This window comes from Streptomyces amakusaensis, from assembly GCF_039532665.1.
In the GTDB taxonomy this organism is placed as follows: domain Bacteria; phylum Actinomycetota; class Actinomycetes; order Streptomycetales; family Streptomycetaceae; genus Streptomyces; species Streptomyces amakusaensis.
The window spans coordinates 81,801-108,357 of record NZ_BAAASB010000014.1; the positions used below are offsets into that span (position 1 = coordinate 81,801).

The 26,557-nt window shown below is 73.2% G+C and carries 22 protein-coding genes; 13 read left to right on the forward strand and 9 right to left on the reverse strand.

Annotation, left to right across the window (positions count from 1 at the left end; genetic code table 11):
• Positions 1-182: 182 nt before the first annotated feature.
• Positions 183-1,493, reverse strand: a complete 1,311-nt coding sequence (locus ABD371_RS24410) for a helix-turn-helix domain-containing protein (protein ID WP_344480212.1) — start codon at positions 1,491-1,493, stop codon at positions 183-185.
• 275 nt (positions 1,494-1,768) lie between these two features.
• Here ABD371_RS24410 and ABD371_RS24415 point away from each other — a divergent pair, with 275 nt between their 5' ends.
• Positions 1,769-3,094 (forward strand): NsdA family TPR-like regulatory protein, encoded by a 1,326-nt coding sequence (locus ABD371_RS24415; protein ID WP_344480215.1) that lies wholly within the window; start codon positions 1,769-1,771, stop codon positions 3,092-3,094.
• 90 nt (positions 3,095-3,184) lie between these two features.
• Positions 3,185-3,505 (forward strand): hypothetical protein, encoded by a 321-nt coding sequence (locus tag ABD371_RS24420; RefSeq protein WP_344480218.1) that lies wholly within the window; start codon positions 3,185-3,187, stop codon positions 3,503-3,505.
• A 246-nt stretch (positions 3,506-3,751) separates the two neighbouring features.
• Here ABD371_RS24420 and ABD371_RS24425 read toward each other — a convergent pair whose 3' ends face one another.
• From ABD371_RS24425 to ABD371_RS24450, 6 genes are all read right to left on the reverse strand, one after another.
• Positions 3,752-5,011 carry a cation:proton antiporter gene (locus ABD371_RS24425; protein WP_344480221.1) on the reverse strand — a complete coding sequence of 420 codons (1,260 nt, stop codon included), beginning with the start codon at positions 5,009-5,011 and terminating at the stop codon, positions 3,752-3,754.
• A 122-nt stretch (positions 5,012-5,133) separates the two neighbouring features.
• Positions 5,134-5,400, reverse strand: a complete 267-nt coding sequence (locus tag ABD371_RS24430; protein ID WP_344480517.1) for an arginine deiminase family protein — start codon at positions 5,398-5,400, stop codon at positions 5,134-5,136.
• Between the two features lie 45 nt (positions 5,401-5,445).
• Positions 5,446-6,555: an NUDIX hydrolase gene (locus tag ABD371_RS24435; protein ID WP_344480224.1), complete on the reverse strand. Its 1,110-nt coding sequence runs from the start codon at positions 6,553-6,555 to the stop codon at positions 5,446-5,448.
• A gap of 105 nt (positions 6,556-6,660) precedes the next feature.
• Positions 6,661-6,969: a hypothetical protein gene (locus tag ABD371_RS24440; RefSeq protein ID WP_344480227.1), complete on the reverse strand. Its 309-nt coding sequence runs from the start codon at positions 6,967-6,969 to the stop codon at positions 6,661-6,663.
• Between the two features lie 118 nt (positions 6,970-7,087).
• The gene (locus tag ABD371_RS24445; protein WP_344480230.1) at positions 7,088-7,522 is read right to left on the reverse strand and encodes a type II toxin-antitoxin system VapC family toxin; all 435 of its coding nucleotides are present in this window, start codon (positions 7,520-7,522) and stop codon (positions 7,088-7,090) included.
• Entirely contained in the window at positions 7,519-8,262 is a 744-nt protein-coding gene (locus tag ABD371_RS24450; RefSeq protein WP_344480233.1) for a hypothetical protein, read from the reverse strand. Before ABD371_RS24450 ends, ABD371_RS24445 begins: the two co-directional genes overlap by 4 nt.
• Positions 8,263-9,809: 1,547 nt before the next feature.
• Between ABD371_RS24450 and ABD371_RS24455 the strand changes: the two genes are divergently transcribed.
• Complete coding sequence (locus ABD371_RS24455; RefSeq protein ID WP_344480236.1) at positions 9,810-10,493, forward strand: hypothetical protein; 684 nt, start codon at positions 9,810-9,812, stop codon at positions 10,491-10,493.
• 19 nt (positions 10,494-10,512) lie between these two features.
• Here the strand turns inward: ABD371_RS24455 and ABD371_RS24460 are convergent, their stop codons facing one another.
• The gene (locus tag ABD371_RS24460; protein ID WP_344480239.1) at positions 10,513-11,904 is read right to left on the reverse strand and encodes an NsdA family TPR-like regulatory protein; all 1,392 of its coding nucleotides are present in this window, start codon (positions 11,902-11,904) and stop codon (positions 10,513-10,515) included.
• 316 nt (positions 11,905-12,220) lie between these two features.
• Here ABD371_RS24460 and ABD371_RS24465 point away from each other — a divergent pair, with 316 nt between their 5' ends.
• Positions 12,221-13,393 carry a class II glutamine amidotransferase domain-containing protein gene (locus tag ABD371_RS24465; RefSeq protein WP_344480242.1) on the forward strand — a complete coding sequence of 391 codons (1,173 nt, stop codon included), beginning with the start codon at positions 12,221-12,223 and terminating at the stop codon, positions 13,391-13,393.
• On the opposite strand, the gene ABD371_RS24470 is transcribed toward ABD371_RS24465, so the two are convergent.
• On the reverse strand, positions 13,311-14,612 hold the full coding sequence (locus tag ABD371_RS24470) for an NsdA family TPR-like regulatory protein (protein WP_344480245.1): 1,302 nt from the start codon (positions 14,610-14,612) through the stop codon (positions 13,311-13,313). The genes ABD371_RS24465 and ABD371_RS24470 overlap by 83 nt on opposite strands.
• A 519-nt stretch (positions 14,613-15,131) precedes the next feature.
• On the opposite strand from ABD371_RS24470, the gene ABD371_RS24475 reads away from it, so the two are divergent.
• The 9 genes from ABD371_RS24475 to ABD371_RS24515 are packed head-to-tail and all read left to right on the forward strand — an operon-like array spanning position 15,132 to position 26,553.
• Complete coding sequence (locus tag ABD371_RS24475) at positions 15,132-15,785, forward strand: nucleoside/nucleotide kinase family protein (RefSeq protein ID WP_344480248.1); 654 nt, start codon at positions 15,132-15,134, stop codon at positions 15,783-15,785.
• Positions 15,786-15,837: 52 nt separating this feature from the next.
• Positions 15,838-17,175, forward strand: coding sequence for an aminotransferase family protein (locus tag ABD371_RS24480; RefSeq protein WP_344480251.1), 1,338 nt, complete (start codon positions 15,838-15,840; stop codon positions 17,173-17,175).
• Positions 17,172-17,921 carry a glycosyltransferase family protein gene (locus tag ABD371_RS24485; RefSeq protein ID WP_344480254.1) on the forward strand — a complete coding sequence of 250 codons (750 nt, stop codon included), beginning with the start codon at positions 17,172-17,174 and terminating at the stop codon, positions 17,919-17,921. Before ABD371_RS24480 ends, ABD371_RS24485 begins: the two co-directional genes overlap by 4 nt.
• Complete coding sequence (locus ABD371_RS24490; RefSeq protein WP_344480256.1) at positions 17,918-19,156, forward strand: glycosyltransferase family protein; 1,239 nt, start codon at positions 17,918-17,920, stop codon at positions 19,154-19,156. The genes ABD371_RS24485 and ABD371_RS24490 overlap by 4 nt, the downstream gene beginning before the upstream one ends.
• 28 nt (positions 19,157-19,184) lie before the next feature.
• Positions 19,185-20,039, forward strand: a complete 855-nt coding sequence (locus ABD371_RS24495) for a TauD/TfdA family dioxygenase (protein WP_344480258.1) — start codon at positions 19,185-19,187, stop codon at positions 20,037-20,039.
• A 27-nt stretch (positions 20,040-20,066) separates the two neighbouring features.
• Positions 20,067-21,392: a PLP-dependent aminotransferase family protein gene (locus ABD371_RS24500; RefSeq protein ID WP_344480260.1), complete on the forward strand. Its 1,326-nt coding sequence runs from the start codon at positions 20,067-20,069 to the stop codon at positions 21,390-21,392.
• Positions 21,389-22,720, forward strand: a complete 1,332-nt coding sequence (locus tag ABD371_RS24505) for a PLP-dependent aminotransferase family protein (protein WP_344480263.1) — start codon at positions 21,389-21,391, stop codon at positions 22,718-22,720. The genes ABD371_RS24500 and ABD371_RS24505 overlap by 4 nt, the downstream gene beginning before the upstream one ends.
• Positions 22,721-24,451: an amino acid adenylation domain-containing protein gene (locus tag ABD371_RS24510; protein WP_344480266.1), complete on the forward strand. Its 1,731-nt coding sequence runs from the start codon at positions 22,721-22,723 to the stop codon at positions 24,449-24,451.
• A complete protein-coding gene (locus tag ABD371_RS24515; RefSeq protein WP_344480269.1) occupies positions 24,448-26,553 on the forward strand; it encodes an HAD-IA family hydrolase in 2,106 nt (701 codons plus the stop codon). The genes ABD371_RS24510 and ABD371_RS24515 overlap by 4 nt, the downstream gene beginning before the upstream one ends.
• Positions 26,554-26,557 lie beyond the last annotated feature (4 nt).

Sequence of the window (26,557 nt, forward strand, 5' to 3'; positions counted from 1 at the left end):
CGGAAACGTGTGCCCCCTCGTGTGCCTCCCCGTGGGTCCGGGTGGGGGGTTGTCTGAGGGGTCCGGGGCCGGTGGCCGTCCGGGGAGCGAGCGGGAGGGAGTGGGCCGTGGTGAGTGTCCGGGCGCGGGTGTCGGCGGGCACGGGGCTGTGCCGGTGCGGGTTCATCCTCCGGGGCTGTCGTTCAGGCGGTCCGGGCGAGGGTGAGGAGTTCGGGGACGCCCTCGGCGTGAGGGTAGAGGGTGAAGCGGGGGACGAGGTCTTCGACGAGTTGGACGCAGCGGGGCGCTCCGATGGTCCGGGCGAGTGTGAGGGATTCCCGGGCGGCTGCGGCCGCGTGTTCGGGTTCGCGCCGGTCGAGGTGCGATGCCGCCTGGTAGGCGAGGAAGACGCCGCGGGTTTTCGCGCGGGCGGCCGGCAGCAGGTCCTGTCCTTCCCGGATGAGGCGGTGGGCCCCGGGGTCGCCGAGGTCTCCGAGTGCCTGCCCGCTGTCGATGGCGAGGTCTGCGGTGGAGAGCCAGGTGCAGAACGCGGGGCGTTCCCGGGATGCGGCGGCGCCGAGCTGGTGCTCGGCCGCGGCGAACTGACGGTGGGTTTCCTTCTTCTCCCCCTGCGTGGCGAGCGCCCGGCCCCGGCGCAGGTGGAGGAGGGCGCGGGCGGCGGGGTGGTCGGCCCGGGCGAGGGCGTGGTGGAGGATCGCGCCGGCGGTGGTGTGGTCGCCGCGCCAGGCGGCGCCGTAGGCGAGGTCGCCGAGGACGGCGGCGCCGAGGTCGCGGTCGCCTGCGGCGTGGGCGCTGTGGAGGGCGGCGGTCCAGTAGGCGGTGGCGGCCTGGTGGCGGCCGAGGTCGAAGCGGTGCCAGCCGATGCTCTGGGCGAGGCCGGCGGCCAGGGTGTGCAGGCGCAGTCCGAGGGGGCGGGTGTAGCGGCCGTGGGCGATGAGGTCGCTCACGGTGGTCAGGTGCGCGTCGAGGAGGGGCGCGGTGTGCTGGCGCTGCTCGGTGACGAGGGCGGTGAGGCGGCCGGCGGTGTGTTCGAGGACGTCGACGAGTTCGCTGCCGACGGGCTGTCCGTCCCGGGCGGGGGCGAGGGGGTGGGCGTCGGCGTGGGCCCAGTCGGCCGCGAGTGCGGTGAGGGCGGTGGCGGGCACGGTGAGGAGGAGGGCGCGTCGGTCCACGGTCAGAGCCTCTCGGAGCGCGGGAACGGTGCTGAAGGGGCCCAGCGGGATCGCCACGGGGGGCAGCCAGTGGGGCCACGAGTCGGCGTCCACGGCCTCCTGGGGGATCTTGAGGGCCTCGGCGATGTAGCTCTGGGAGTCCGCGTCGGGGACGACCCCGTCGACCTCCCACTTGCGGACCCGGTGCTTGTCCGCGCCGGAGCGCAGACCCCGGCGCCAGGCCGCCGCGCGGATCGCTTGCGCCAGGTCGACGCGGGTCATCCCCCGGGCTTGGCGGGCACGGGCCAGACGATGTCCGGTGAGCTCGGTCACACCGTCCATCCAATCACCACCGGCGGCCCGCGCGCAGCGGTCCCGCGAACGGGACCCCCGCCGGGACCCCCTCCAACTCATTTACGAATCGGTGCCGTTGATCTCACAATCGGGTCCTCCGCCGCCGAGGGCCGCCCGCCGGGCGCCCTCCCCCGCACGGGTTCCGCAGCCCCGCAGCGGCGGACGGCCCGCGCGGTTTTTTCCGCCCGGCCGGGGGCTCCAGCGCCCCGGCGGGCCGGGCCGGTGCCGGCGGTAGTCCCGGCTCGACGACGGATGGTGGTGTGATGACGCGTTCTGGCTCCGGCGCGCGGTCCGGCGGCTCCTGCGAGGAGCTGGGCAAGTTACTGGAGGAGGTCGGATGGTCGGTCCGCGGCTTCGCCCGCAGGGTCCGGGAGCGCTGCGAGGCATTGGGACTGCCGTACACGGTGAGCCCGAGCACCGTGTCCCGCTGGCGCAGCGCCGAGACCGTCCCCTGCGCCGAGCTCGCCGGGGCCGCCTGCCACGTGCTCTCGGCGGCGCTGCGCCGCCCGGTGACGCCTCAGGGCCTGGGGTGGCCGGCGGACACGGCGGACATCGCCGCGGTGTCGCTGGAGTACCGTGACCTCGCCCATGCGGTGCGGATGCTGTCGAAGCTGTGGGAGCTCGACGCCCTGAAGCGGCGCAGCCTGGTCAAGTCCACTTTTTCGCCGGGGGTGTTCGCGCCCGCCTCGCGCGAAGCGCTCGTCATGCCGCCCGACGCGCTGATCGCCGGACGCGGCGGGTACCGGGTTCAGGCTGCGGACATCGAGCTGCTGGAGGACCACACCGACCTCTACGGTCGGCTCGACGCGCAGCATGGCGGGGGCCGGTTCCGCAGTCCCTTCGCCGCGTTTCTCAGCACCCACGCCACGCCCCTGTTGCACGGGCAGTTTTCGGCGCGGGCGGGGCGGCGGCTGTACGGGAGTGTGGCGGACGCGGTGCTGGCGATGGCGAGCATGGCGTACGACGACCGGCTCCCCGGGCTCGCCCAGCGCTACGACCTCCAGGCGATGCGCCTGGCGCAGGCGGTGGGCGACCGTGCCCGCATCGCCCGGGTCCACATCCACCAGGCCCGTCTCGCCGCCGCCCAGGGGGAGCGCCGGGATGTCCTCACTCACGCGCGCAGCGCCGTCCTCGCCTCCGAGGGGACCGCGCCGCTGGTGCGGGCCTATGCGGCGGTCACCGAGGCGCGGGCGTGGGCGTTCAACGGGGACGCGGAGCAGACTCTGGCAGCGGTGGGCCGGGCCCGGGACTGTTTCCGCCGTGCCGGAGCGGGCGCGGAGCCGCGGTGGATCGCCTGGTTCGACCGGCCCGAGCTGGAGACGCAGGCGGCGTGGGCGTGCGCGGTCGCCGGGCTCGCCGGTCCCGGGACACAGGCGCTGAAGGAAGCCCTCGACCTGCCCGGGGACCGGCGGCGCGACAGTGTGGAGCTGCTGATCACCGGCGCCGAGTTGGCCCGGCTGCGGGGGAATGCGGCCGAGCACTCGGAACTGAGCCGCAAGGCCGTGGATGCGGCCCGGAATCTGGACAGCCAGCGGCTGACCGCGCGCCTCGCGCGCCTGGCCGCGAACAGGCCGCCCGACGACTTCTAGACGCGACGGGCGGCATCGGCCCCGCACGGTCGTCGGACCGGCCCCCGGGCGGCAGGCCGGTGGAGCATGGCGCCGGCCGGGTGTGATGCGATGGCGGGGCTGTTCCACTGCCGTGACCTGCTGGGAGTCCCCGCCATGACCGTCCATCCGTCGCTGACCCACGCCCTCGCGCAGGCTCTGGTCGATGTCCTGTGGTTCATCGAGGGCAGCGACGAGGAGCAGATGGACCAGGACGATGCCGTCAAGGTCATGGAGAACGTCGCCCACCTGGTCAGCGGGCTGTCGGGCGAGCAGCGCGGCGAGCTGGCCCCCCTGCTCGCGGCGATGGCCGAAGCCGAGTCCGACCCCGCGCGGCGGGAGTTCCTCGAAGGGTTCCCGGAAGGCTTCGGCCTCCTCGACGAGCCGGCCTGAAGACGCCCTCACCCCTCCTGGTGCGGGCGGAACGGCCCGGGCACGCGATCGCCCGGTCCCTGGCCGCCGCCGAGCGCCGGTACATCCGAGCAGGGCCGGTGGCCGGCCGTGCTCCCGGTCACGGGGCGGGCCGCGCGACCGGGGCATCCCCATCGAGCGCCGGTACCCCGGCGGCGGGGTCCGTAGGGATGTTTCCCTCCGGGCGGGCGTGTCCGTCGCGCGGGCCCGCCCCCGGGTCGAGGCGCTTCATCGCGGCCTTGAGGATGGGGGCGCCATCAGCGGGGTGGTGATGGCGATGAGGACGATGATGCTGTAGAGCTCGGTGGTGAGGAGTCCGGCGCGGACGCCGACGACGGCGACGACGATCTGGACGACGCCGCGGGCGTTGATCCCGGCGCCGACGGCGAGGGATTCCCAGCGGCCGAGCCCGGCGAGGGCACCGCCGGTGAACGCGCCGAGGAACTTGGCCGTCACGGCGACGGCCAGCGCGGCCCCCGCCCACAGCGCGGTGGTGGGCTGGGCGAGGGCGGTGAGGTCGATCCGCAGCCCGGCGAGGGCGAAGAACAGCGGGGCCAGGAACGCCAGCACGGTCGTGTCGAGGGGGTCGAGCCGCCGGGCCTGGGTGGCCGGGTCGGGGCTGGTGGTGCGGATGAGGACCCCGCACAGGAACGCGCCGAGGACCGGTTCGAAGCCGAGGGCCTGGGCGCCCGCCGAGAACAGGACGACGAGGACGACGACGGCGGTGACCGCCGGGGCCCCGGTGCCGTCGCGGGCGGCCCACCGCATGACCCGCCGTATGGTCCAGCGGCCGGCGGTGAGGGCGGCCAGGAGGAGGACGGCGAGGTGCACCAGGGGGGTGGCGATCTCGCCGGGGCCGGTGACGGCGAGGGCGGTCACGATCGAGACGAGGAGCCAGCCCACCGCGTCGTCGACGGTGGCGACGACGAGGATCATCTGTCCGACGGGCCGGTGCAGGAGGTCCATGTCCCCCAGGACCCGGGCGATGACGGGGATCGAGCTGACGCACAGGGCGACGCCGAGGAACATGGCGAAGACCGTGGGGTCGGCGCCGGGGGGCCGCAGTCCGGCGGGCAGGACCCGTCCCAGCGCGTAGCCGAGGGCGAGGGGGAAGAGCAGCGCGGCGGCGCTCACGGCCGCCGTGGCCTTGGCGTTGCGGCGGGCGAGGGTGAGGTCGAGGTGCATGCCGGTGAAGCCGACGAGGAGGAGGACGCCGAGCTGGCCGACGGCGTCCAGCAGGTGCATCTGCCCGGCGTCGGGCGGGAAGAGCCGGGCGGAGAGGCCGGGGGCGAGGGCGGCGAGGACGGTGGGTCCGAGGAGGACGCCCGCGGTGAGCTCCCCCACGACGCCCGGCAGCCGGGCCCGGCGGGCGAGACGGCCGAGGACGAGGGCGAGGCTGAGCAGGACGCCGGTCTGGAGCAGGAACAGCAGCAGCGTGTGTGCGGGCAGCGGCGGCACGGTGCCGATCGACGGCGGAATGGGCTCCACGGGAAGAGTTCCTCCACACGGGAAAGAGAACGGGCGGGTGGCCCGGCGCGGAGGCGGGCACAGGGGCGTGCCGGGGCCGGCCCGGGGCGGCGGGCCGGACGCCGGTATGGCGTGGGGTGGGGTCAGGTGCGGTGGAGCGGGAGGGTGGTGCAGCGCAGGGAGCCGGGGATCTTCGTGACTTCGGAGTACTCGACGGTGAGGACCTCGATGCCGCGGGCGGCGAGTTCGGCGGCGATACGGTCGGACCCCTGGGCGACGACGACTGTGCCCGGCGCGATGGCCAGGACGTTGACCTGGACGGCGCGGGCTTCAGCGCTCGTGACGTCGATCAGGTCGAAGCGCTCGGCGAACCAGCGGATCCGGCCCGGGGTGAAGACCGGGCGGTGCAGGGGGTGCCCACGCGCACCGGCGGCACGGAAAGGAAGCCTGAGCCGCTACAGCCAGCCGCCGCCCGAAGGGAATTCGGTGACCGGTTGCCGTGCTGCTGCAGGCAGTTGGAGCTGTGCGCGGGCGCGGTGAACGGCGGCGAGCTGGCGGTCGCCTTCGGGTCCCCAGTCGAAGAGCTCTCGGATCTGTTCGGGTGTGGCCAGGAGGCGGGCGTAGGCGTGACCGGATACCGGGTCGCGGCGCTCGGGACCAACGGACGTGATCCGTCCGGCCATCCGGATCCGGGCCCGGGGCAGGCCGCCGGGGGCGCCGTCGTCGTGGAGGTGGCCGAGGCCGATCAGTTCGCCGGTCTCTACGTGGGCCTCCTCGCGGGCTTCCCTGCGGAGCGCCGCCGCCGGATCACCGCCGTCGCCGGGCTCCAGGGTTCCGCCGGGCAGGCAGGCGGATCCCGTGTCGCGGCCGATGAGGACGAGTGCGCGGCCGTCCAGGGCGAAGAGCCAGCCCCAGCTCTGCGTCGGGGGCAGTCCGGGCGGCACGGGACTGTCTCTCCATGGCCAGCGCTGGGGCTTGCGGACGGTGCGGAGGACTTCCAGCCGATCCAGGACCCCGGGTGCGGTCGGCGTGCCGTCTTCCAGCAGGGCGGTCGTTCCGTCGATCCGGGCGCGGAGGGCGGACAGGGCCCGGCGGGCGTCGCCCGGTTCCATGTGGCGGTTCAGCTCGGCGGGTTCGATCCAGTGGGCGGCGGTGATCTCGCTGTCGGGGAGGCGGATCGCCGCGATGCGGTCGGCGTTCCAGGTGCCGCCGTCGTAGACGTGGAGGATCTCCCCGGGGAATCGGGTGTCCGGGTGGAAGCCGGGGGTGGTGGACGGCAGCCAGTCGACGGCGAGCCCTCGGGTCACCGGCTGGTCGATCCCGAGTTCCTCCAGGAGCTCGCGCCTGGCCGCGTGGGACGGCGGCTCGCCAGGGTCGACGGCCCCGCCGGGCAGGAGCTTGACGTCCCGGTAGTCGACGGACTGCAGGAGGATCCTGCCGTAGGTGTCCGTGATCAGGACGGAGACGCCCGCCCACAGTGCCGCGTCCGTACGCGATCCCCCGTACTGCGCGTGCGACATCCGATCGGACGCATCCTCGTGGACCCGTTCTTCTGTTGGAGCCATGGCCCTTCACTCCCCGGATCCGGCAGCAGCCAATCCCCTCGGACTCCCGCCCCTGGGCATGCCGTGTGGCCGGCACGGCGGGTTGCGGTGCGGGCGGCGGCCATGTCAGACGCCGAGGGCGCGAATCTCCTCGGTGAAGTCCCTGACCAGACGGAGGCCGGGGTGGTGCCGGTGCAGGTGGGCGTCGAGTTCCCGGGCGCGCCCGCGGACGGACTGGACGGTCCGGTCGCCGGTGAGGGCCTGGCGGGCGGTGGCGATGGCTGCTTCGGGTTCGCCGAGCGCTGTCTGGGCCGTGGCGAGGTGGAGCTGGGCGATGGCGAGCCGGGTCGGCGCGCGGGTCGGGCCGGGTGTGGCCTGGTAGTGGGCGATGGCTTCGGTGGCGGCGGTGCGGGCGCGTTCCTTAATTCTCGGCAAACAGAAATACTCTCGGGCGCCGACTCACCTCATTTGCCGGGTGAGCGGCCATGAGTACTTGCTTCGTCCAGCTGCTTGATCGGCCGGTTGGCACGTTGGCGCCAGAGTCTGTCCCTGGTCAGGACGGTGAGAGCGCCTGGAGCCCGCGGTTCTCCGCGTGACCGCGGAGTTTCTCGTCATAGGTGACGAAGCTGGTCAGAGCTGGTCCGAGGAGCATGGCGCTCGCGAGGTGGATGGCGTCCAGTGATTTGATGTTGAACTCCTCCAGGGCCCCGGCTGCTTTGAGGACAGCGCTGTCGAGAGTCACCTGGTCCGTCGCGTTGAGGCGCTTCTCGGCAGCCGTCAGTAGCCGGGTGAACGTCGGCTCGTCCAGAAGAGCCTGCCCTTGAGGGCCGCAACGGCCCCGCCGGATGACTCGCATGACCTCGGTCATGGCGAGTTCCGAGGTGACCTGCCGCTGCTGGGGGTGCTCTTCGAGGAAGGAGGCCAGGGCGTCGGTCTCTTTCTCCCGGACGATCAGCTTGACCAGTGCGCAGGAGTCCAGATAAATCACGTGCGCTCCCCATCGCGCGCGTCGGCCAGGGCCTCGCTCAGCGGCCTCTCCAGGCCCTCGATGTCGATCGGCTCGATCGGAGCGGGCGTCCCGCGCCGCAGGCGCCCCTGCTTCAGCAGGTCGTCGAGGTGCTGCTCGGCCTCCGTCGCCGGCACCAGCCACCCCACAATCTTGCCGTGGTTGGTGACACGGGCGATTTCGCCCTTTTCCGCCAGCTCGCCCAGAACCTTCCCGGGGTTCCTCAGAGCCCTGATCGAAACCTCGGTGGCAGACAGCATCTCCGTGATCCGGCTGTGCAGGCTGTTGAGCTTCTCAACATCGACCTCGTGGAGCATCGCTGCACTCACCAGGAAGGCCCTGTCCGATGGCCCCATCTCCGGTGCCTCAAGATCGTCAAGGCCGGGCAAAGCGGGCTGACGCTCGTCCGATCCGGGAGAGGACCCGCTCAGGTCGTCCGGAACTTCCAGACGCAGGTCGGCCTCAGAAAGAGGCTTCAGCTCAACAACCCAGCCCTTATCCCCATTGCCGAAATAAATGCCTTCTCCAAGACGGCCGGGGAGTCTGGGGCGGCTCCAGACAAAGTCGATACGGCCATCGGCACTCACACCACTCTTGAGGAGGTCGTTGAACAATTCCTCAAGCTGTCCCTGAAACCTGCGGGTCCAGCCCGTAGCGTCAGAGTGCGCTACCTCGCCTTCGAAGCCTGCGGTCGATCCCGGGACGCTCTCGCCCTCAACCATGTATCCACAGTAGCTCGCGTCAGACGATTTCCGCGAGCGTCTGACGGCTCGCTTCCGCCAGTGGTGGCACCTCACTGCCATCGCTCCCACCGCTGAGGTCGATGTTCGCCCGGTGGTTCTCACAGCAAGGAGGACTGCTGCCTGGTCCGAGAGCTTGATCATGAAACATCCGCCTTTCTAGGGCGGATGCATGGAATGCGTCAGTCCGCCCACATCGAATGGATTCGAGTGGTTGCGGACTGAGATTCATGCCAGCGCGAACTCAGTCTCTGGTCCTACGGCCGCCTTGCGGCGGTTCACGGTGCGCCCCTGAGGGGGACTCGTTCTTCTCCCCTGAGGAGGCTCTGGTGGTGCCCTGATAGGGACTTTGTTCTACCTCCCTTGGCGGGCGGGAGGCGGGTGTTCCTTCGTTTGTGGTTTCCATGCCGCGTGGCGGGCGGGGGTTGCTCTCCCCCGTCAACGTGTCAGCTGACCACTTGCGGCCCGCTGGCTGGGCCCTGGTTCGGTGCACGTTCGGCAGTACCCCGACTGTCACTGAAGTCGGCAGCCATCAACTTACCGTCATGAACCGGGTGCGTCAGCAGAATGCCGGCATTGAACAGATGTCCGTAGGGCAGGGGCTCGCGGGCAGCGAGCCCCTGCCATCTCATGCGCTACACGAACCCCGATACTTGCGCGCTCGGTGGCTACTGCACAGCCTGCTCATCATCGTCCCTGGGCAGAACCTCACCGGCTCGGCTCGCCTGGCTATGACCGTCGCTGCGGAACTCGCGGAGTGCCCTTCGAATCTCTGTCAGCGCCCTCAACCACGAGGTGGCGAGCTCGGCTACCTCGCTGGCTAACCGGCCGCCGAGCCAGAAGACGAGACCAAGCAGGCCAAAGACAGACAGCAGCCCGAGCGTGATGTGGTCCAACGTCCGAATCCCTTCGAACAGGGGCCGGACAGGGCGGGCAGGCTCAGTCCGGCCACATGGCGGCTTGGACTGAGTTGGTGCCAGCGCAACGACTCAGGGTGGAAATGTCCTGATGTTTCGGAGGTTGAGCAGCGCCTTTGCTCGGTGGTCAGAGGTGACTCGCGGGACGGCGCTGGCCAGCCCCCGCGGCGATCTGGCGCCCTATGTGCAATGGGTACCCGCCTCCGTCGCCCACAAGGGCGATCGCTGCCCCACGAGAATACCGAAGCGGCATAGGTAGCGAAGCTAATGCGGCAAATTTCCGATGTGAATGACGAAGGCGCGGGGTCACCCGGGGTTCCCGCCGAGGTCCGTCCGGGCAAGGCCCAGGGTGCTCCCGTCGAGAAGCGCCGCGCCGACGCGATCGCCCTCCGCCTGCGCTGAGACACGGCCGCAGACGGGACCAGACCTTCCCGCCCGAATGCAGTGGCATGCTGCCTGGCCTTGAGGCCCCAGTTCCGGGTGACCAGCAGGGTGAACCGATCCGCCCGTGGGGCTTGATTCTTCTCGTCCGGTGTCTGGTGCTGGAGATCGGCGGGCTCCTCATGCGCGGCGTCCCACGTTGTGGATATGTCCCTGGGCAAGATGACGTCCGTGACGATGAACGGTGACACGTCCGCGGAGTCCTCCGCGGTGGCGAGCTTCGCGAGTGACCAGCGCCGGGACGCCTATATCCGGGCCATGGGCAGGTTGGAGGCCGGGCGGGAGCCGGGTGGCAGGGTCAGGGTCTATATCGGGGCTCCCAGCGGCATCACCGACCGCAAGGGCTGGCGCTGGCGGTTCACGGAGATTCGCAAGGCGCTGCCCGCTGATGTCCGGCTCCCGCGGTTCAGCACGGTGTTCGGGGACCGGAGTGACGGGCAGCGGGAGTACGAGCGGGACTGGGAAACGTACTTCGCGGGTCTGGACGGGCTGGTCCTGGTCGGCTATCGCAGTCAGTCCGGCCTGCTGCGGGTGAGGCTGGGGCCGGTGGCCCGGCGGGAACTGCTGGCCGTGGTTCCGTCTGGCCGTCCGGTGTTCGTACATGCCTGGGAGATGGGTCTGGTCCCGCTGGTGGACTGCGACCCGGTGAAGACCGTGACGGGCCCGGAGGGCAAGGAACGGCTGAGTCTGACGATCCCGCCCGCCTGGACCCCTCAAGCGGCGACGCTTCAGGCGGCTCTGGCCGCCCTCACCCCCAAGCCCGCGCCGGAGGAAGCCGAGGCCGAAGCTTCCGGGATTCCTGCGAGCCGTGGGGCGGGCACAGCGCAGGCGGCCGGCCTGGCCGTTCTGGCCTGACCTGAGCTGCGGGTCTTCGTCACGCGGCGATGCCGAGTTCCCGGCGGGTGCGGTGGAGGAAGTCGCGGACGGCGGGCTCGCGCCGCCAGGGGCCGAGGGCGGTGTTGAACTCGCGGACGTAGTCCTTGGCCCGGGAGGACTGGACGCGGGCGAGGATGTCGGCGGAGCGGTGGCCGAGCGCGAGTCCGTGGTCGAGGTCGCGGGCCTGGAGGTGGGCGGTTCCCACGATCGCCAGTCGCATTCCGACGGAACGGGTGAAGGCGCCCGACTGCATCGCGGCGGCCTGCTGGTTCCAGGCCAGGGCCGCCTTCGGGTTCTTCAGGTCGCGGAAGACCTCGGCGGCGTCCGCGGACAGGCGGGCGTGGTGGTAGAAGTCGATCCAGGCGGGCTCCAGGCCGCTGCCGGCGTCCGCCTGGCCGAGGAGGTCCTCGGAGGCGGCCAGGGCCCGTGAGGCGGCCTTCGTGTCCCGCTCGCGGGCATGGGCACGGGCCTCGATCAGTTTGGTGAAGGCCAGCACCCTCGGAGCCGTCTGGCCTTTGGCCCGTTCGAAGGCTCCTTGGGCCATGTCGACGGCCTCGGAGGAGAAGCCCCGCATCAGCGACTGCATCGCCATGGTGGTGAGGACATAGCAGCCGAGCTGGATGTCTCCACCGGCGCGGGCGAGGCGGAGGGCCTGGATGAAGTGCCGCTGGGCGACGTCGTGCTGGCCGACGTCGAACGCGGTCCACCCCGCCAGCCGTGACAGCTCTGAGGTCACGGAGAACAGGTCACGGCCGACCGTGTCGGTGAAGGAGCCCCGCAGCAGCGGGGCTGCCCTTTCCTGGAGGCAGACGGTGACGGAGTTGGCTTTCCAGTTCCCGCCACCGTATTTGGAGTCCCATCGGCGGGCGTCCTCGGCCGCGTCTCGCAGCTCGTCCAGGTCGGCCCGGCCGACCTGTTTGCCGCCCTGGTGGTCGGCGGCTTCGTCGGCGGGGGTGACCAGCCAGCGGGTCACGGGGGTGGTGAACGCGGATGCGGCGAAGCCGGATCCGGTCAGGAAGTCGCGGCGGTTCACGAAACTCCAGAATGACGTGGCCACTCGGACCGCATCACCACGGTCCCTGGGGAAATCCAACCCCGCATCGGCGTCCGGTGTCTGCGCGTCCCCCATTCCGATGTCGGCGAGGGTCAACGGCCGGCCGAGGCGTTCTCCGATCGCCTGCGAGAGGAACATGGGCATCGGCCATTTGGGGATCATGCCCCGCCGGCACCAGTTCGCGATGGAGGTGTGCGAGTAGTCCGTTTCGATCCCGGCCTGCTGGGCGAGTTGGTTGACCCGAAGGGCCAGGGACTTGTTGCTCGCTCCGCAGGTCTCGATGAGACGGGCCAGGTCCGCGTTGGGCGGACGTTTGCGACGGCTGGTCGACGCCATCCGAACCCCCTCTTCCACCAGACCGGCAGCCGGGGCTGCCGGTGAGGAACCATCGCGGGGCCGGTCCGCGTCGTCCGCGTTCCGGCTGGGCACGGAGAGCCGCACGCTTCCCCGCATCTTCAGCCACCGAGGGTATTGCCCCGTGGACCCTGGGTGAACCCGGTTCGCGAGTTGTGGGCCCCCCCCCTGCGAGCCCTGCCCGGCGGTGGCCGCCGGCCGGTCTGATGGGGTCACAGGCCACCGCCGGGGACGCCGACAGGCCCCCGGCGGCGGCCGCCGCCAAGGCTCCACGACGTCACGCTCGGGGGTGAACCAGATGTGCGGAATCGCAGGACTGGCCGGAGGCGACGCCGTCCGGCACCGGAAGACCGTCGCCGCGATGGGCGGCGCACAGCACTACCGGGGCCCGGACGGCACCCTGCACCTCACCGGCTGGGACGGACGGGCGGTGCTGGCCATGAACACCCTGCTGATCGTCGACCCGAAAGCGGTCCCGGGCCCTTACCTGGACCAGGACACGGTGCTGCTGCTGGCCTTCAACGGGGAGATCTACAACTGGCGGTCCCAGGCGAGGGCCTGGGGCATTGAGATCGGCGAGCGGGAGCCGGACGCCCACCTCGTGCTGCGGGCCTGGGCGAAGATCGGACCGTCATGTCTGGACGGGCTGGACGGCATGTTCGCCCTGGCGGTCTACGACCCCCGCCTCACCACGCTGTTCCTCGCCCGGGACCGTCTGGGGGAGAAGCCGCTCTACTGGCGTCTGGACGGCGGCCGGCTGGCGTTCGCCTCCGAGGTGAGCACGCTGACCGGTTACGGGCCCGCTCCGCTGGTCCTGCGGCCGGAGGTCACCGCGATCGAGACCCCGGCCGGGGTGGACACCCCCTTCCAGGGCATCCAGCTGCTGGCCCCGGCGACGCTGCTGTCCTTCGACGTCACCACCGGGTCCATCGACCAGATGACCTGGTGGCATCCGGCGGTAGTCCGCGGGCATCTCGGACCCCTCTCACGAGGCGGCGCCCCGGTGGTCGGTCGTTTCCCCGTCCGGGTTTCGAGCGTAGGGGCAGGGGCGCATGGAGCGCAGCTTCTCTGCGATGTGTATGCCCCCTCGTGTGCCCTCCCGCCGGGCTGGGTCGGGAGGTTTCCTGTGAGTGCTCCGGCCGGGCGGCAGAACCGCTCTGGAGGCGGCTGGCCTGGCCCGTTGTCCGCATGGGTGCACCCCGGGGCCGGGGGCGTGGGGCTCTGCTCGGTGACCGGTGGCGGACCGGCTTCGTCGCCGGTCACGGCCGCGCGGTCCTCGCTGTTGGGAAGAGAGGGGGATGGTCATGGACGCCGTGCTGGCCGGGGTGGTGGGGCTGTGCGTGTCCGCTGGTCCGGTGTTGTCTGGTCCTGGTCGGGGCGGTCGCTGGTCAGGTGGCGCGGGCGAGGTGGAGGAGCTCGGGCACGCCGTCGGCGCTGCGGTACGGGGCGAAGGCGGGGAGCAGGTCCTTGACGAGCTGTTCGCAGCGTGGGGCGCCGATCTTGCGGGCGAGGACGAGGGACTGGCGGGCTGCTGCCGCGGCGTGTTCGGGTTCCCCGCGTCCGAGGTCGGACCGGGCCCGGTAGGCGAGGAAGACGCCGTTCGTCTTCGATCTGCTGTCCGGGAGCAGCGTTTGGCCCTCCTTGATGAGCCGGTGGGCGCGCTCGGTGTCGCCGAGATCGAGCAGTGCCTGTCCCGAATCGACGGCGAGGTCGGCCTCGGAGAGCCAGGTGCAGAAGGCGGGCCGGGGGTGGGCTGCCGCGGCGTTGAGGAGATGCTCGGCGGCCTGCAGGGTTCGAAGGGTTTCGCGCTTCTCGCCCTGGGGGGCCAGGGCGCGGGCGAGGCGGAGGTGGAGGAGGGCGCGGGCGGCGGGGTGTTCGGCCCGGGTCAGGGCGTGGCGCAGGACGGCGGCGGCGGTGGCGTGGTCGCGGCGCCAGGCCGCGTCGTAGGCGAGGTCGCCGAGGAGGGCGGCGCCGAGATCCCGGTCGCCCGCGGTGTGGGCGCTGTGGAGGCCCGCGACCCAGTAGAGGGCCGCGTCGTGGTGGCGGCCGTGGTCGAAGCGGTGCCAGCCGGCTGTCTGGGCCAGGGATGCGGCGAGGGTGTGGAGGCGTCGCCCCAGGCGTGCGGGGTAGCGGCCGTGGGCGATCAGGTCGGTCACGGCCGTCAGGTGGGCGTCCAGCAGCACGCCGGTGTGCTGGCGCTGTTCGGTGACCAGTGCGGTGAGACGGCGGGCGCCGTCTTCCAGCAGTGCGACGAAGTCGTCGCCGACGGGCTTTCCGTCCTGGGCGAGGGGGGCGCGGGCGTCGGCATGCGCCCAGTCGCCGGCGAGCGCGGTGACGGCGGCGGGCGGGATGGTGGTGAGGAAGGAGCGGCGGTCCACTGTTCTCAGAGCCTCTCGCAGGGCGGGAATGGTGTTGGCGGGGCCGAGGGGGACCACGGCCGGGGGGAGCCAGGCGGGCCACGCTTTCGGAGTGACGGCGTGGGCCGGTATGCCGAGGGCTTCGGCGATGTAGACCTGTGTCTCCGCGTCGGGGACGACCCCGCACACCTCCCATTTCCGTACGCGTGTCTTGTCCGTTCCCGAGCGCAGGCCCCGGCGCGCGGCGGCGGCACGGATCCGGGCCGCGAGTTCGACCTGGGTCATGCCCGCGGACAGGCGGGCCAGGGCCAGCGGGTGAGTGGTGGTCTCCACGCTGTCATCGTCCCACCGGAGGACAGGCCGGCGTGTCGGTTGTGCCGGGCGGGACTACCGCCGGGACTACCCGTAATTCGTAGACATGACTGGAGAGTTGAACGCACACTCGATTCGCCTGAGCGGCCCGGGGCACCCGCCCCCGGCAGCCGCCGGGCTGATGCCCCGTCCGCGCCCTCCGGGCCCGGCGGCTCACACCCTGGGCCCGGCGACGGGCGGCCCCTCCCCGAGCGCCGGAAGCCGACCGGGTTTCCCGTGCGACCCGATACGGCGAAGGAGACCTGGATGACCTCGGCGACCGGCCCTCGCGGGCCGTGCTCATCGCCTCCGGCGGCGTGGACGGCACGGCAGCTGCTCGCCGGGCCGTTGCCGCGGCGCCCCGGTCCTGCCCGTCGCTCCCAGCCGTCTGCGTTTCGGTGATTCCCCCTGCTCATGGCCCGCTCACGTGCGCAGCAGTACCGGAAGGACACGACCGTGATCCCTGCTTGTCCCCTCGACTCTTCTCCCGCCAGTCGGTCCGTGCAGCGGGCGCTGGAGCTGCGGGTCCTCGTCGACGGTGTCGACATGGCCGGCAAGACCACGCTGGTGCGGGCGCTGGTGGCCGAGCTGGAACACCGGGGCGTCCCGGCCGTCCGTCACCGGGGCATGCTCGCCGGGCTCCATCCTCTCCAGCCTCTGCTGCGCCAGCTGTCCTCGGCCCGGCAGCCCGACAGCTGGTGGACGACCACCGCCTACGTGTTCGGCGGGTTCCTGCTGGACAGCCTGTTCGTCCGGCTCCTTCCCCCGCGCCCGCGGGGCCGGGTGATCGTCCAGGACAGCTACGGCGACCGGACGGTGGCGTTCGGGATGGCCGGAGGGCCCTACCTCGCGGCGGCCCTCGCTCTGCGGTGGCCCCGGGCCTTCGCACGGTTCGACCTCGCCGTCTTCCTGCACGCCTCGCCCCAGGCGCGGGCCGCACGCATCGGCCTCGGCCGGGACCACATCGACGCCCGCGACGAACGCACCGTCCACGACACCGCGTTCACCGAGCGGTTCCACGCCTTCCACCTGCACGGGATGGGCCGGCGCCACGACCGGCTCATGGTGCTCGACAGCAGCTCGCGCAGCCCGGGCGACATGGCCCGGGAGATCGCGGACCGCCTCCTGGCCGACCACGTGCCCGCCGGGCCCTGAGTCCGGCCTTCCCTCTCTGCCCCGAACAGCAACTCGGCTCTGAAGGAGTGACATGGTGACCGTTCGAACCCCGTTACGTCTCCCCGCGGGCGGCAGGGACCGCATATGGCATCCCTGGACGCCGGTCCGGCAGGCGCAGCGGCTGACGCTCGTCTCCGGCCACGGCTGCCAGGTGAAGGACGACCAGGGGCGCGTCTACCTGGATTTCCGGTCGGGGACCCTGAACGCGGCCGTGGGCTACGGTCACCCGGCGGTGGTCGGGGCGATGCGTGAGCAGGCGGCCCGGCTGATGACCTGGGACCTGGCGGAGGTGTCGACGCTCCCGGCGAGGGCGCTGGCCGACCGGATCGCGGGCCTGCTGCCCGAGCCGCTGGAGTACACGCTGTTCTGCAACGGCGGGTCGGAGGCGACCGAGGCGGCGGTGAAGATCGCACGGATGTGGCACCGCCTCCAGGGGCGGCCGGGGCGGACGGTGGTGATGTCGTTCGCCGACGGCTACCACGGAGCGACGGCGGCGGCGATCGCCGCGACGGCCTCGCCGTTCCGGCGGGACGGGGCCGGACCGTTGCCCGGGGGCTACGCCCACCTGGCCACCCCGCGCTGTGGGGCGTGCGCGGCCGGTGAGGACCACGGCGGATGCACGGTTCCCGGGGCCGACGAGTGGGAGGCGCAGATCCTGTCGGTCGGTCCGGAGTCGGTCGCCGCGGTTCTCATCGAGCCGGTCCTGAGCGTGGGCGGGATCATCGTCCCGCCGCCCGGTGAGCTGGCCGCGCTGCGCGATCTGTGCGACCGTCACGGGATCCTGCTGATCGCGGACGAGGTGGCGACCGGGTTCGGCCGCACGGGCAGGATGTTCGGCTTCGAGCACGACCTCGGCGCCGACGGGCGGGTCCCGGACATCATCACCACGGCGAAGGGCCTGACCGGTGGGTACGCGCCGCTGGCCGCGGTCACCGTCCGCGCGGACATTCACCACGTGTTCGCCCGCGACTCGCTCCTGGGCGGGCTGCGGCACGGGCACACCACCGGCGGGCACGCGACCGCCTGCGCCGCGGCCCTCACCGTCCTGGACATCGTCGAGGACGAGAAGCTCGTACCGGCCGCCGCCGCGCGCGGCGCGCAGCTCCTCAGGGCGCTGGCTCCGCTGAAGGAGCGGCCGGCCGTACGGGACGTGCGGGGTCTGGGCCTGCTGATCGGCGTCGAGATGGCCTCCGTGGAGCTGGCGGCCCTCGTCGCCCGGGCCGCGCAGGAGCAGGGCGTCCTGATCCGCGGCTTCGGCCCGGTCCTGACCGTCGCCCCGCCCCTGATCATCGGCGAGCAGGAGGCCGGGCACGGTGCCCGCGTCCTGTCCCGCGCGATCCGTTCCGTCACCGAGGGCGGGACTCGATGACCGGGTCCCGCGACACCGTGGTCCTCCCCCTGGCCGGGCGCGGGACCCGGCTGGGGCTGCCCACGCCGAAGGAGCTTCTGCCGGTCGGGCCGGGCCGCGTGGCCCTGGACGGCACCCTGGACCTTGTGGCCCCGCACGCCGGGCGGCTGCGGCTCGTCGCTGTCCTCGGCGAGGACCGGGAGCCGACCGCGCGCCATCTGGAGCGCCGCTGCCACGAGATGAAGCTGCCGCTCGCCGTGGTCCGCCAGGACCCGGGTGTGCCGGAGTCGACCGGCGCGGTCCTGAGCGCCGCCGCCTGGTACGGGCCCGCGACCCTGGTGCTCCTCGCCGACCAGATCCTTGACACCCCGGCCCCGGCGGCTGTCGGCGAGGCCCTGGACCTGATCCGCTCCGGAGGGGAGTCGGTGTTCCTGGCCGCCCGGGAGGACCGCGCCGAGCGCCTGGCAGTGGACGGGGCCCTGCAGCTGCAGCGGGACGCGGGCGGGCTGCTGCGGGTCACCGACTACGCCGACAAACCCGGCCTGGAGGGCGTGGACCGGTTCAACGCGGTCTGGTTCGGCTACGCCTTCGCCCACAGGGCGGCGGAAGGATTCGTCGGCGCGCTGCACCGGGCGACGCTCGGCCTGCCCGAACACCCGCACCACACGGGTGCCGTGCTGCGGGCGGTCGCCGTCGAGGTCGGACCGTTCACCGACCTGGGCACATGGCCCGCGGTCACCGCCCACTGGACGGGGGCCGCCTCGTGAGCCGGATCGGGATCCTCGCCGGGCCGTACCCGGTCGACGACCGGCTCGGCGGGATCGGCCTGCGCCTGTGGGAGATCGCCCAGGTCCTCGCCGACGCCGGCCACCAGGTCACCGTCTGCACGCCGCGCGTCTCGGACTTCACCCACCCCGGCGTCACTCTCGTCGCCGGTCGGGAGGAGGAGGTCACCGCCTCCAGCGACGCCGTCATCACCACCGACCTGCCCGAAACCCGTCTCCTCCTGGCCGCCTACGAGCACGGTGCGCTCCTGGTGGCGGAGAACGCGCCGCCCATCGAACACCTCCACTTCGACGCGTTCAACGGGCCCGGTGCGGAGGCCCTGTACCGGGACACGGTCGCGCGGTGGAGGCTCCAGCTGTTGCTGTCCGATCATCTGCTGGTGCGCTCGGAGGCGGAGCGCGCCTCCACGCTGGGCGCCCTGGTCGCGGCGGGCCGGATGTCGGCACTCCATCACCGTGCCGGCGCCGACCTGGCCGCCCTGGTGAGCCTGGTGCCGATCGGCTACAACCGGCACTCCCTCCACACGGCCGGCAAGGCGATTCCCCGCGAGGACGCGAGGTGCGAGGTGCTGTGGAACGGGGGCGTGTGGGACTACTGCCACCCCGCACCCGTCCTGCACGCGCTCGCGGCGGACCGCACCAGCGGCCTCAGGTTGCGGCTGCTGTACGAGCCGCCGCCCGAGCGCCTCCAACCGCTGCTCGCTGCGGCGGCCGAACTCGGTGTGGAGGAGCGGCTGCTGCTGCCCGGGGAGCCGGTGGCGCACCGGGCGCGGGACGCGTGGGTGAAGGCCGCTCGCACGGTGGTGATCACCGGCGGTCGGACGGCGGAGAACATGACCTGCCATCGGCTGCGGCTGCGTGACGCCGCCCTGTACCGGCTGCCCGTCGTCGTCGACGGCCACGGCGCCACCGGCGATCTCGTCGCCGCTCTCGGCATCGGCCCGGTCGCCGACCCCGGCCGTCCGCAGGAACTGGCCGCCGCCCTGCGCCGTGCGGTGGTCGACGGGCCCGAGCGGGAGCGCTTCCTCACTGCTCTGGACCACGCCCGCGCCCCGTCCGGCCGGTTCGCCCTGGAGTGCCGTCTTGCCCCGCTCCTGGACCTGCTGGCCTCCGGCCACCGGGCGCCCGACCGCACCGACCGCCGTCACCGGGACAGCATCCGCGCCCTCCTCACCCAGCACCCCGGGCTGCGCGAGCAGGCCCCGGCCGTGATCTGAGCACCTGCTCCGGAAAGGAATCCGCCCCATGCCCACCCCGCTCATCACCTCCGCCACCGCCGACCGGCAGATGCCCGCCTTCACCACTCCCGCCGCCCCCGTCGAGGCCGGCTCCTGGAGCCTGCCGGACGCCACGGTGCGCCGCCGCGTCACCGACGGCTACCGGCGCCGCGGGTACGCGATCGTGCACGTCCCCGGGGTCGTTCCCTCGGCCGGGAACCTGGGCGAACTGTCCGCCGCCCTGCACCTGGGCGAGGCGTTCACCCCGCCCCTGTACACCGCCAGCAGCCACACCACCGGCCGTGGGGTCAGCCGGCTGACCGCCGCCCCGGGCGGGAACCACCCCTTCCAGGACCGGGCCGGACAGAACGTCCACTGCGACGGCACCCTCCAGACCCTCGGACAGATCCCCACCACCCTCATGCTGTGCGTGACCGCGGCCGCCGAGGGCGGCGTCTCCTACCTCGTCAACCTGATCGGCGCCTACGCCGAACTGCGGCGCGTGGACCCCCGGGCCGCCGACCAGCTCGCCCACCCCGGCGCCCTCGTGCGGACCTCCACGTTCACCACCGGCAGCTCCACGGCCGGTCCGGCCTTCGCCCGCACGGCGGACGGCTCCTGGACCACCCGCTACAGCCGGACGGCGACCGACGCCTACCACCCCACGACCGGCGGCGATGCGGCCATGGAACGGGCCCTGACGTTCCTCGACGCCGCCGCCCGGCCCGGCAGCGCCTTCCGCACCGACTTCACCCTCCGGCCGGGCCAGGCCCTGATCATCGCCAACGACCGCCTCGGACACGGCCGCACCCCGTTCCGCGACGACTTGAGCGCCCCGCGTCTGCTGCTGCGCGCCCTGTTCACCCTCCGCCCGCTCCCATAGCCCCTTCTCCCGTCAGGAGTCCGGACCATGAACTCGTCCCCTCCCAGCGGCGCCGAGCTGCTGACCCGCGGCCTGAGCGTGCTGCGCGCCCACGAGGAACGCGCCCAGCTCACCCTCAGCCTCATCCCCGCCGAGAACCTCATGGCGCCCGTCACGCGGCTGCCCCTGACCTCGGACCTCCACGCCCGCTATCTGTTCGACGAGGCCCCCGACCCGGCGGACGGCGACTGGCGGTTCCCTGCCGGCAAGGAGGCCGCGTGGCTGGAGACCGGCCTCGCGGTCCCGCTGCTGCGCCGGCTGACCGGCGCCGCCGCCGTGAACGTGCGCCCGCTGTCGGGGCTGCACGCGATGCAGATGGTCATCGCCGCGCTCGGCGGGCCGCCCGGCAGCACGATCGCCTGCCTCGCCCCGGCCCAGGGCGGGCACTACGCGACCGCGGACATAGCCCGGCAACTGGGCTGCACGCCGGTCCACCTCCCCGGGCGCGGCATGCACGACCTGAACGAAGACGAGCTCGGAGCGTTCCTCGGCGCGCACCGTCCGGCCCTGGTCTACGTCGACCAGTGCCACGCCCTCACCAGTCTCGACATCCGCCCGATCGCCGCCGCGATCAAGGAGCGCGGCCTGTCCACGGTCCTGCACGTGGACATCTCCCACACCCTGGGCCTGGTCCTGGGCGGCGCGCTGCCCAACCCGCTCACCTGCGGCGCGGACAGCATCTCGGCGTCCACGCACAAGTCCTTCCCGGGCCCGCAGAAAGGGGTGATCGCCACCCGCACCGCCGAAACCGGAGCGCGGATCGCGGCGATCCAGCCCCGCATGGTGTCCAGCCACCACTTCGCCGCGGTCGCAGCGCTGGGTCTGTCGCTCGCGGCGTTCGCCGATCACGCGGGCCCGTACGCGCGGGCCGTCATCGCCAACGCCCGCGCCCTGGGCCAGGAACTCGCCCGCAGTGGATGGGTAGTGGCCGGTGCCGGGTTCGGCTTCACCCGTACCCACCAGCTGTGGGTCGCCCGCACCCCCCAGCCGACCGCCCGGGACGCCGCCGCCCGCCTCTACGGGGCGGGACTGCACGTGAACTGGCTCACCGATCTGCCCCTGGGCCATGACGCTCTGCGCCTGGGGCTGGCGGAGGCTACGTGGCTGGGGCTCGGCGCCGCCGATATGCCGCGCCTGGCCGGGGTCATGACCGCCGCGGCCGACGGGAGCGTCCCGCTGGACGAACTCGCGCGGCGGACCGCCGCCCTGCGGCCCGGCCCCGCCCGGCTCTACCCGTTCACGCCGCGGCTCGACGAGGCGCCGCAGGAGAGCGCCACCGGCGTGCACAGCGTTCCTGCGGGGGTGCTGCGATGAGCGCGCTGCTCGCTCCCGTCACCGAGGACGCGCCGTGCGTGGCCGTCTACCGCGAACTGCGCGACGGCGTCTCCCGGGCCAGTGCGCAGATCGGCTACGGCTACAACCTGTTCCCCACCGCGCCCGCCACCCACCGGTTCCTGCACCGGGCCCTTCAGGCGTGCGCCCGCGCAGGCCGTCTCCACGAGTACGGCACCCTCGACGACGCCCGCGACCGGGCCCTCGCCGCGACCCTGGCCGGTGCCTTCCTGGGCGTCGATCTGGACGGCGAGCAGGTCGTCTTCACCAGCGGCGCCACCGAGGGCATCGGACTGGTCACCCGGTGGCTGGCCGCGTGCGACGCAGGACTGGTGCTGCCCGCGCCCTGCTACTACGCCTTCGAGCAGACCCCGCGCCGGTGGGGCGGCACGGTCCTGGGCCGCTACCGGCACGACGGAATCCTGCACACCGCCGGAGAGCGGGCCACGGCGACCGCGCTGGTGGAGATCTTCCCCAACGGCGTCACCGGCGCCCTCTGTATCCCGCCCCCGCTGGAGGCGGACTTCCGGGTCGTCGACGTCGTCTTCCTCGCCGGCGGAACCGGGCCCCGCCCGCATCAGGTCGCCGACCGCGTCCGCACCACCCTGTCCGGCTCGGTGTCGGACACCGCCGTGCTGATGACACCGTCGAAGGACCTGTGCATCCCCGGGATCCGCCCCGGCCTGCTGATCAGCGGGCACACCTCCCTCCTCGACGCCGTCCGCGACGACCTCTTCGACCGCACCGCCTCCAGCAGCCCCCTGACCGGACAGGCCGTCCTGCTCTACCTGACGGTCCTCCTCCTCGCCGAGGCCGCCCACGACCGCGACCCGGCCGCCTTCACCCGCCGCCACCGCTGGATCACCCGGCAGTACACGCACCACCAGGTGCCCACCGTCCCCTCCGAGACGGACTGCCGGGCCATCGTCAACCACCTCGACGCCATGAGCACCCACTTCGCCCGCGGGTTCGACCTGCTGACCGAGCACGCCGACGACCTGCTGGAGACCGGCGCCCACCTGCGCCCGGTGTCCGGATACTCCCTGCTGCCCCGCCTGGCCTCCGGCCCCGACCGCCCCGACGAGACCGTCGCCTGGGTCAACTCCGTCGGCCGCCAGTTCGACCTCAAGCTCAACGCCCATCTCCTCTTCGGCGGCACCAAGGAGTCCTGGCAGCACCTGTACCCGGGGCCGCCGCGAATCCGCGTGAACCTCTCCGTCCCGCACCAGGACCTGCTGCACACCCTCGATCTGCTGCGTACGGCGCACCGCGGCGTCGTCCTTCCGTCCCGCCGGAAGGAGGCGGCGTAGATGACGGCCCTCACCGACCTGCTGACCACGGCCGCCGGCCTGTACCCGGACACGGTCGCCGTCGCCGACGACCGCCACGAGCTCACCCACACCGAACTGTCCGCGGCCGTCGCGCACACCGCTGCCCGCCTGCGCGAGGCGAACCCCGGCGGCGGCCCGGTGCTGCTGGCGCTCGCCCCCGGCACCGAGTGGGTGACCGCGCTCCTGAGCGCCTGGCACGCCGGAAGGCCGGCCGTCCCCGTCGACGTGACACACCCGCCCGAGCGGCTGCGCCAGGTCGCCGCCGGATGCCGGGCCACCGCCGTCGTCACCTCCACCGGCACAGCGCCCGCATGGGCCGGCCCTCTCACCGCCCTCGCCCCGGCCACCGGCACGGCACCGCCCGGCACCACGGCGACGCAGGCATGCGCGGACGAAGACCGGATCGCCTGCATCTGGCACACCAGCGGAAGCACCGGCGCCCCCAAACCCGTCCTGGTGTCCCACCGCGCCCTCGCCGCCCGCGCCGCGGTCCTGCCGTCCTGGTCCGGCCTCACCGCAGGCGACCGGGTGGCGCAGCTGACCGCCCTCACCTTCGACGCGGTGCTCTGGGAGGTCCTCGGCGCGCTGACAGCCGGGGCCCGTCTCCAGATCGCCGCTCCCCGCGACCGCGTCCCCGGCCCGGCCCTGCCCCTCTTCCTGCGCCGCCGCGAGATCACCGCGTTCACCACCACCCCCACCTGCCTGGCCGCCGCGCCGTTCACCGAACTGCCCCGTCTGCGGCGCATCGTGCTCGGCGGCGAGGCGCTGCACCCCGGCCCGCTGAAACTGTGGTCCGGCCGGTACGACGTCGCCAACGCCTACGGCCCGACCGAGACGTGCATCGACGCGATCGTCGCCGCGCACATCCGCCCGGGAGAGGACCCCGTCCCCATCGGCCGCCCGCTGCCCGGCGTGCGCGCCTGGGTCCTCGACGCCCGCCGGCAGCCGGTGCCCGCGGGGGAAGCCGGTGAGCTCTACCTCGGCGGCCAGGGCCTCGCCACCGGCTACCTGGACCGCCCCGAGGAGACCGCGCGGGCATTCCTCTCGCTGTCCCTGCCCGACGGCCGGCGCTGGTGCCGCGAGCGCGTGTACCGCACCGGGGACCGGGTGCGGCAGCTGCGGGACGGCCGGTACGTGTTCCTCGGCCGCGACGACGGCCGGCTCAACCTCGGCGGTGTCCGGCTGGAGCCGGGCGAGGTCGAACGCACCGCCGCCCAGGCACCCGGGGTGCGCGCGGCCGTGCTGCTGACCGACCGGGCGACGAGCGGCAGACCGCGGCTGGTCCTGCATGTGGAGACGGACGACCCGGGCCTCCCGTCCCGGCTGCGCAAGCACCTCGCGGACCGGCTTGCGCCCTCCGCCGTCCCCGCGCTCATCCTCGGACACCCGTCACTGCCCAGAACCGCATCCGGCAAGATCGACCGCCTCACCACCGGCACCGGCACCGGCACCAGCACCGGCGCGCCGGACTCCGGGGCCCCCGTGCCGCCGCTGCCCGAGGACGTCGCCCGGTGGTGGCGGGAACAGACCGGTGCCGAGGCCGACGGCGCCCGGGACTTCTTCGCTGCCGGCGGCGACTCCCTGGCCGCGCTGCTCCTGCTGCAGCAGGTCAACGAGCGGTACGGCACCGAGATCTCCCTCGACGCGTTCCACGCCGACCCCACCACCCGCTTCCTCCACACCGCCCTGAACTCCGGGAGCACCCCATGAACGAGCCGGTACGCGGTCTGCTCGTCGACATCGACGGCGTCGTACGGCTGTGGCCGCGCAGCAGCGCCATCCGGGCGGCACTCGCGTGCGGCCTGCCCGAGAACGCCGTCCGTGACATCGCCTACGACGGCGGCTTCGACCTCGCCCACCACGGCGTCTGGACCCATGAGCAGTGGGCCGACCAGGTCCGTACCCGCCTCACCGAAGAGTTCGGTGAGGCGGGCCGACGGGCCTCCGAAGCCTGGGCGGCCGACCGCGGCGATGCGGATCCGGCGATGGCCGGTCTGCTGCGGCGGGCCCGCGCCGCCGGGCTGGTGACCTGCGCCCTCACCAACAACACCACCGCCGTCCACGGCGACCTGGAACTGCACCAGATCACCGACGTGTTCGAGCACGTCGCGAACTCCGCCGAGATCCACATGACCAAGCCCGCCCCCGGGGCCTACGCGACGGCGCTGTCGATGATGGACCTGCCTGCCAGCCAGGTGGTCTTCACCGACGACAGCCGGACCAACGTCACCGCGGCCCTCCACCTGGGACTGCACGCCCACCACTACACCAGCGCCGCGCAGTTCGAGACGTTCCTGAACGGCCTCGGCATCGTCCTCCCGCCGGTGACGGCTCCCGCGCGGACGCAGGCGGCGCCCACGGGGACGGCACCGCCCGCCGGGCACGCCGAAGCCGACGGCCACACCACCGTCTCGACCCGTCACCTCGCCACCGGCCTGCCCCCAGCAGGTCTCGCCGCCCGTCTCGCCTCGAAAGACCCGACCACCACCGCGATCCCGTTCGGCCCCGACGCCCTCGCCACCGTCAGCGCCACCGGCCGCCTGACCACATGGCGGCTCATGCCGCACAACGCCGACCCCCGGGCCGCCGCCGGCCACCTGGACGCGCGGTCCGGCTCCGCCGACGTTGTGGACGCCGAACACCTGCCGCCCTGGCTGCCCGGCACCCGCGCGGCCGCCGCCCCGCGCGCCGCCGACCTGCTCCACCACACCGGCTGGGCGCTCCACCAGCTGGCCGCCGCCACGGAGTCCGGCGACCCGCTGGCCGCCGCGACCCACCTCGACACCGTCCGCCACAGCCTCACCGCACTGGCCACCATGGTCTTCCGGCACCAGCAGGCGCCCTGGCCCGGCGCCACCGCCTCCCGCTACCTCCCCCCGGCCGTCCGCGAGGCCCTGACCGCCTCTCTGCGCGCCGACCCCACCGCCAAAGCGGGACTCGCCGCCGGCCTCCTGCCGCTCCTCGGCGTCCTGCGCCACCTGCTCCATCTCACCCGGCTCGTCCTGGGCGCCACTGGCTCCTGGCCGTGGCCGCACACGGCCGCCGCGCTCGCCCCGCTGCTCGGCGCACCACCGGACCTCACCCCCCAAGCCCCCGACGACCCCCTCTACACCCCGGCCCTGGCCGCCGTGTACGACCGCCACCGCCCCCTGGCCCCGGCCATGGCCGACGCACTGCGCACCTGGGCCGCGACCGACCTCGCCGGGTGCGCGGTGGTGGAACTCGGTGCGGGCACCGGACGGATCACCCGGCAGCTCGCCGCAGACGGCCCCGCGGCGTACTGGGCGGTCGAACCCTCCGCCGCCATGGCCACCCGCCTGAAGGACGCGCGCCTGCCCGGCGTCCGCATCGTCCACGCCGACGCCCTGACGCTCCCCCTCCCCGGCCGCAGCGCCGATCTCGTCGTCGAGCACGAGGCCCTGCAGTTCACCGACGACCCACTGCTCGCCGCCGACGAGGCGCTGCGCGTCCTGCGCCCCGGCGGCAGGCTCGTCCGTCTCCTCCTGCACCCGGACGGCCCCAACCCGCTCGCAGGCATCGACGCGGCCTACCGCCGGGCGGCGTTCGCCGACGGCCCGCGGCCGCTCTTCCACGGGAAGGGCACCGACCGGCGCGTCACCGACCACCTCGCCGCCCTCGGGCGCCCCACCCGGATCCGGACGCTGGCCGAGTTCACCCAGCACCGCACCGCCGAGCAGGCCCTCGACGCGCTCGCGGACCGCGCCTGGCCCTACCAGCACCAGCTCACCGGCCCCCGTCACCAGCACGGCATGGCCGCCGCCCGCCGCACCGCCGCACCGCCGCACCCATGACGAA

Bases quoted from the DNA above. Each gene is read 5' to 3' on its own strand.
- ABD371_RS24415 (WP_344480215.1), top strand. From the start codon at position 1,769: ATGACGCGTTCTGGCTCCGGCGCGCGGTCCGGCGGCTCCTGCGAGGAG.
- ABD371_RS24450 (WP_344480233.1), bottom strand. From the start codon at position 8,262: ATGGTTGAGGGCGAGAGCGTCCCGGGATCGACCGCAGGCTTCGAAGGC.
- ABD371_RS24515 (WP_344480269.1), top strand. From the start codon at position 24,448: ATGAACGAGCCGGTACGCGGTCTGCTCGTCGACATCGACGGCGTCGTA.
- ABD371_RS24460 (WP_344480239.1), bottom strand. From the start codon at position 11,904: ATGGCGTCGACCAGCCGTCGCAAACGTCCGCCCAACGCGGACCTGGCC.
- ABD371_RS24435 (WP_344480224.1), bottom strand. From the start codon at position 6,555: ATGGCTCCAACAGAAGAACGGGTCCACGAGGATGCGTCCGATCGGATG.
- ABD371_RS24480 (WP_344480251.1), top strand. From the start codon at position 15,838: ATGGTGACCGTTCGAACCCCGTTACGTCTCCCCGCGGGCGGCAGGGAC.
- ABD371_RS24495 (WP_344480258.1), top strand. From the start codon at position 19,185: ATGCCCACCCCGCTCATCACCTCCGCCACCGCCGACCGGCAGATGCCC.
- ABD371_RS24505 (WP_344480263.1), top strand. From the start codon at position 21,389: ATGAGCGCGCTGCTCGCTCCCGTCACCGAGGACGCGCCGTGCGTGGCC.
- ABD371_RS24410 (WP_344480212.1), bottom strand. From the start codon at position 1,493: ATGGACGGTGTGACCGAGCTCACCGGACATCGTCTGGCCCGTGCCCGC.
- ABD371_RS24485 (WP_344480254.1), top strand. From the start codon at position 17,172: ATGACCGGGTCCCGCGACACCGTGGTCCTCCCCCTGGCCGGGCGCGGG.
- ABD371_RS24510 (WP_344480266.1), top strand. From the start codon at position 22,721: ATGACGGCCCTCACCGACCTGCTGACCACGGCCGCCGGCCTGTACCCG.
- ABD371_RS24500 (WP_344480260.1), top strand. From the start codon at position 20,067: ATGAACTCGTCCCCTCCCAGCGGCGCCGAGCTGCTGACCCGCGGCCTG.
- ABD371_RS24465 (WP_344480242.1), top strand. From the start codon at position 12,221: ATGTGCGGAATCGCAGGACTGGCCGGAGGCGACGCCGTCCGGCACCGG.
- ABD371_RS24420 (WP_344480218.1), top strand. From the start codon at position 3,185: ATGGCGGGGCTGTTCCACTGCCGTGACCTGCTGGGAGTCCCCGCCATG.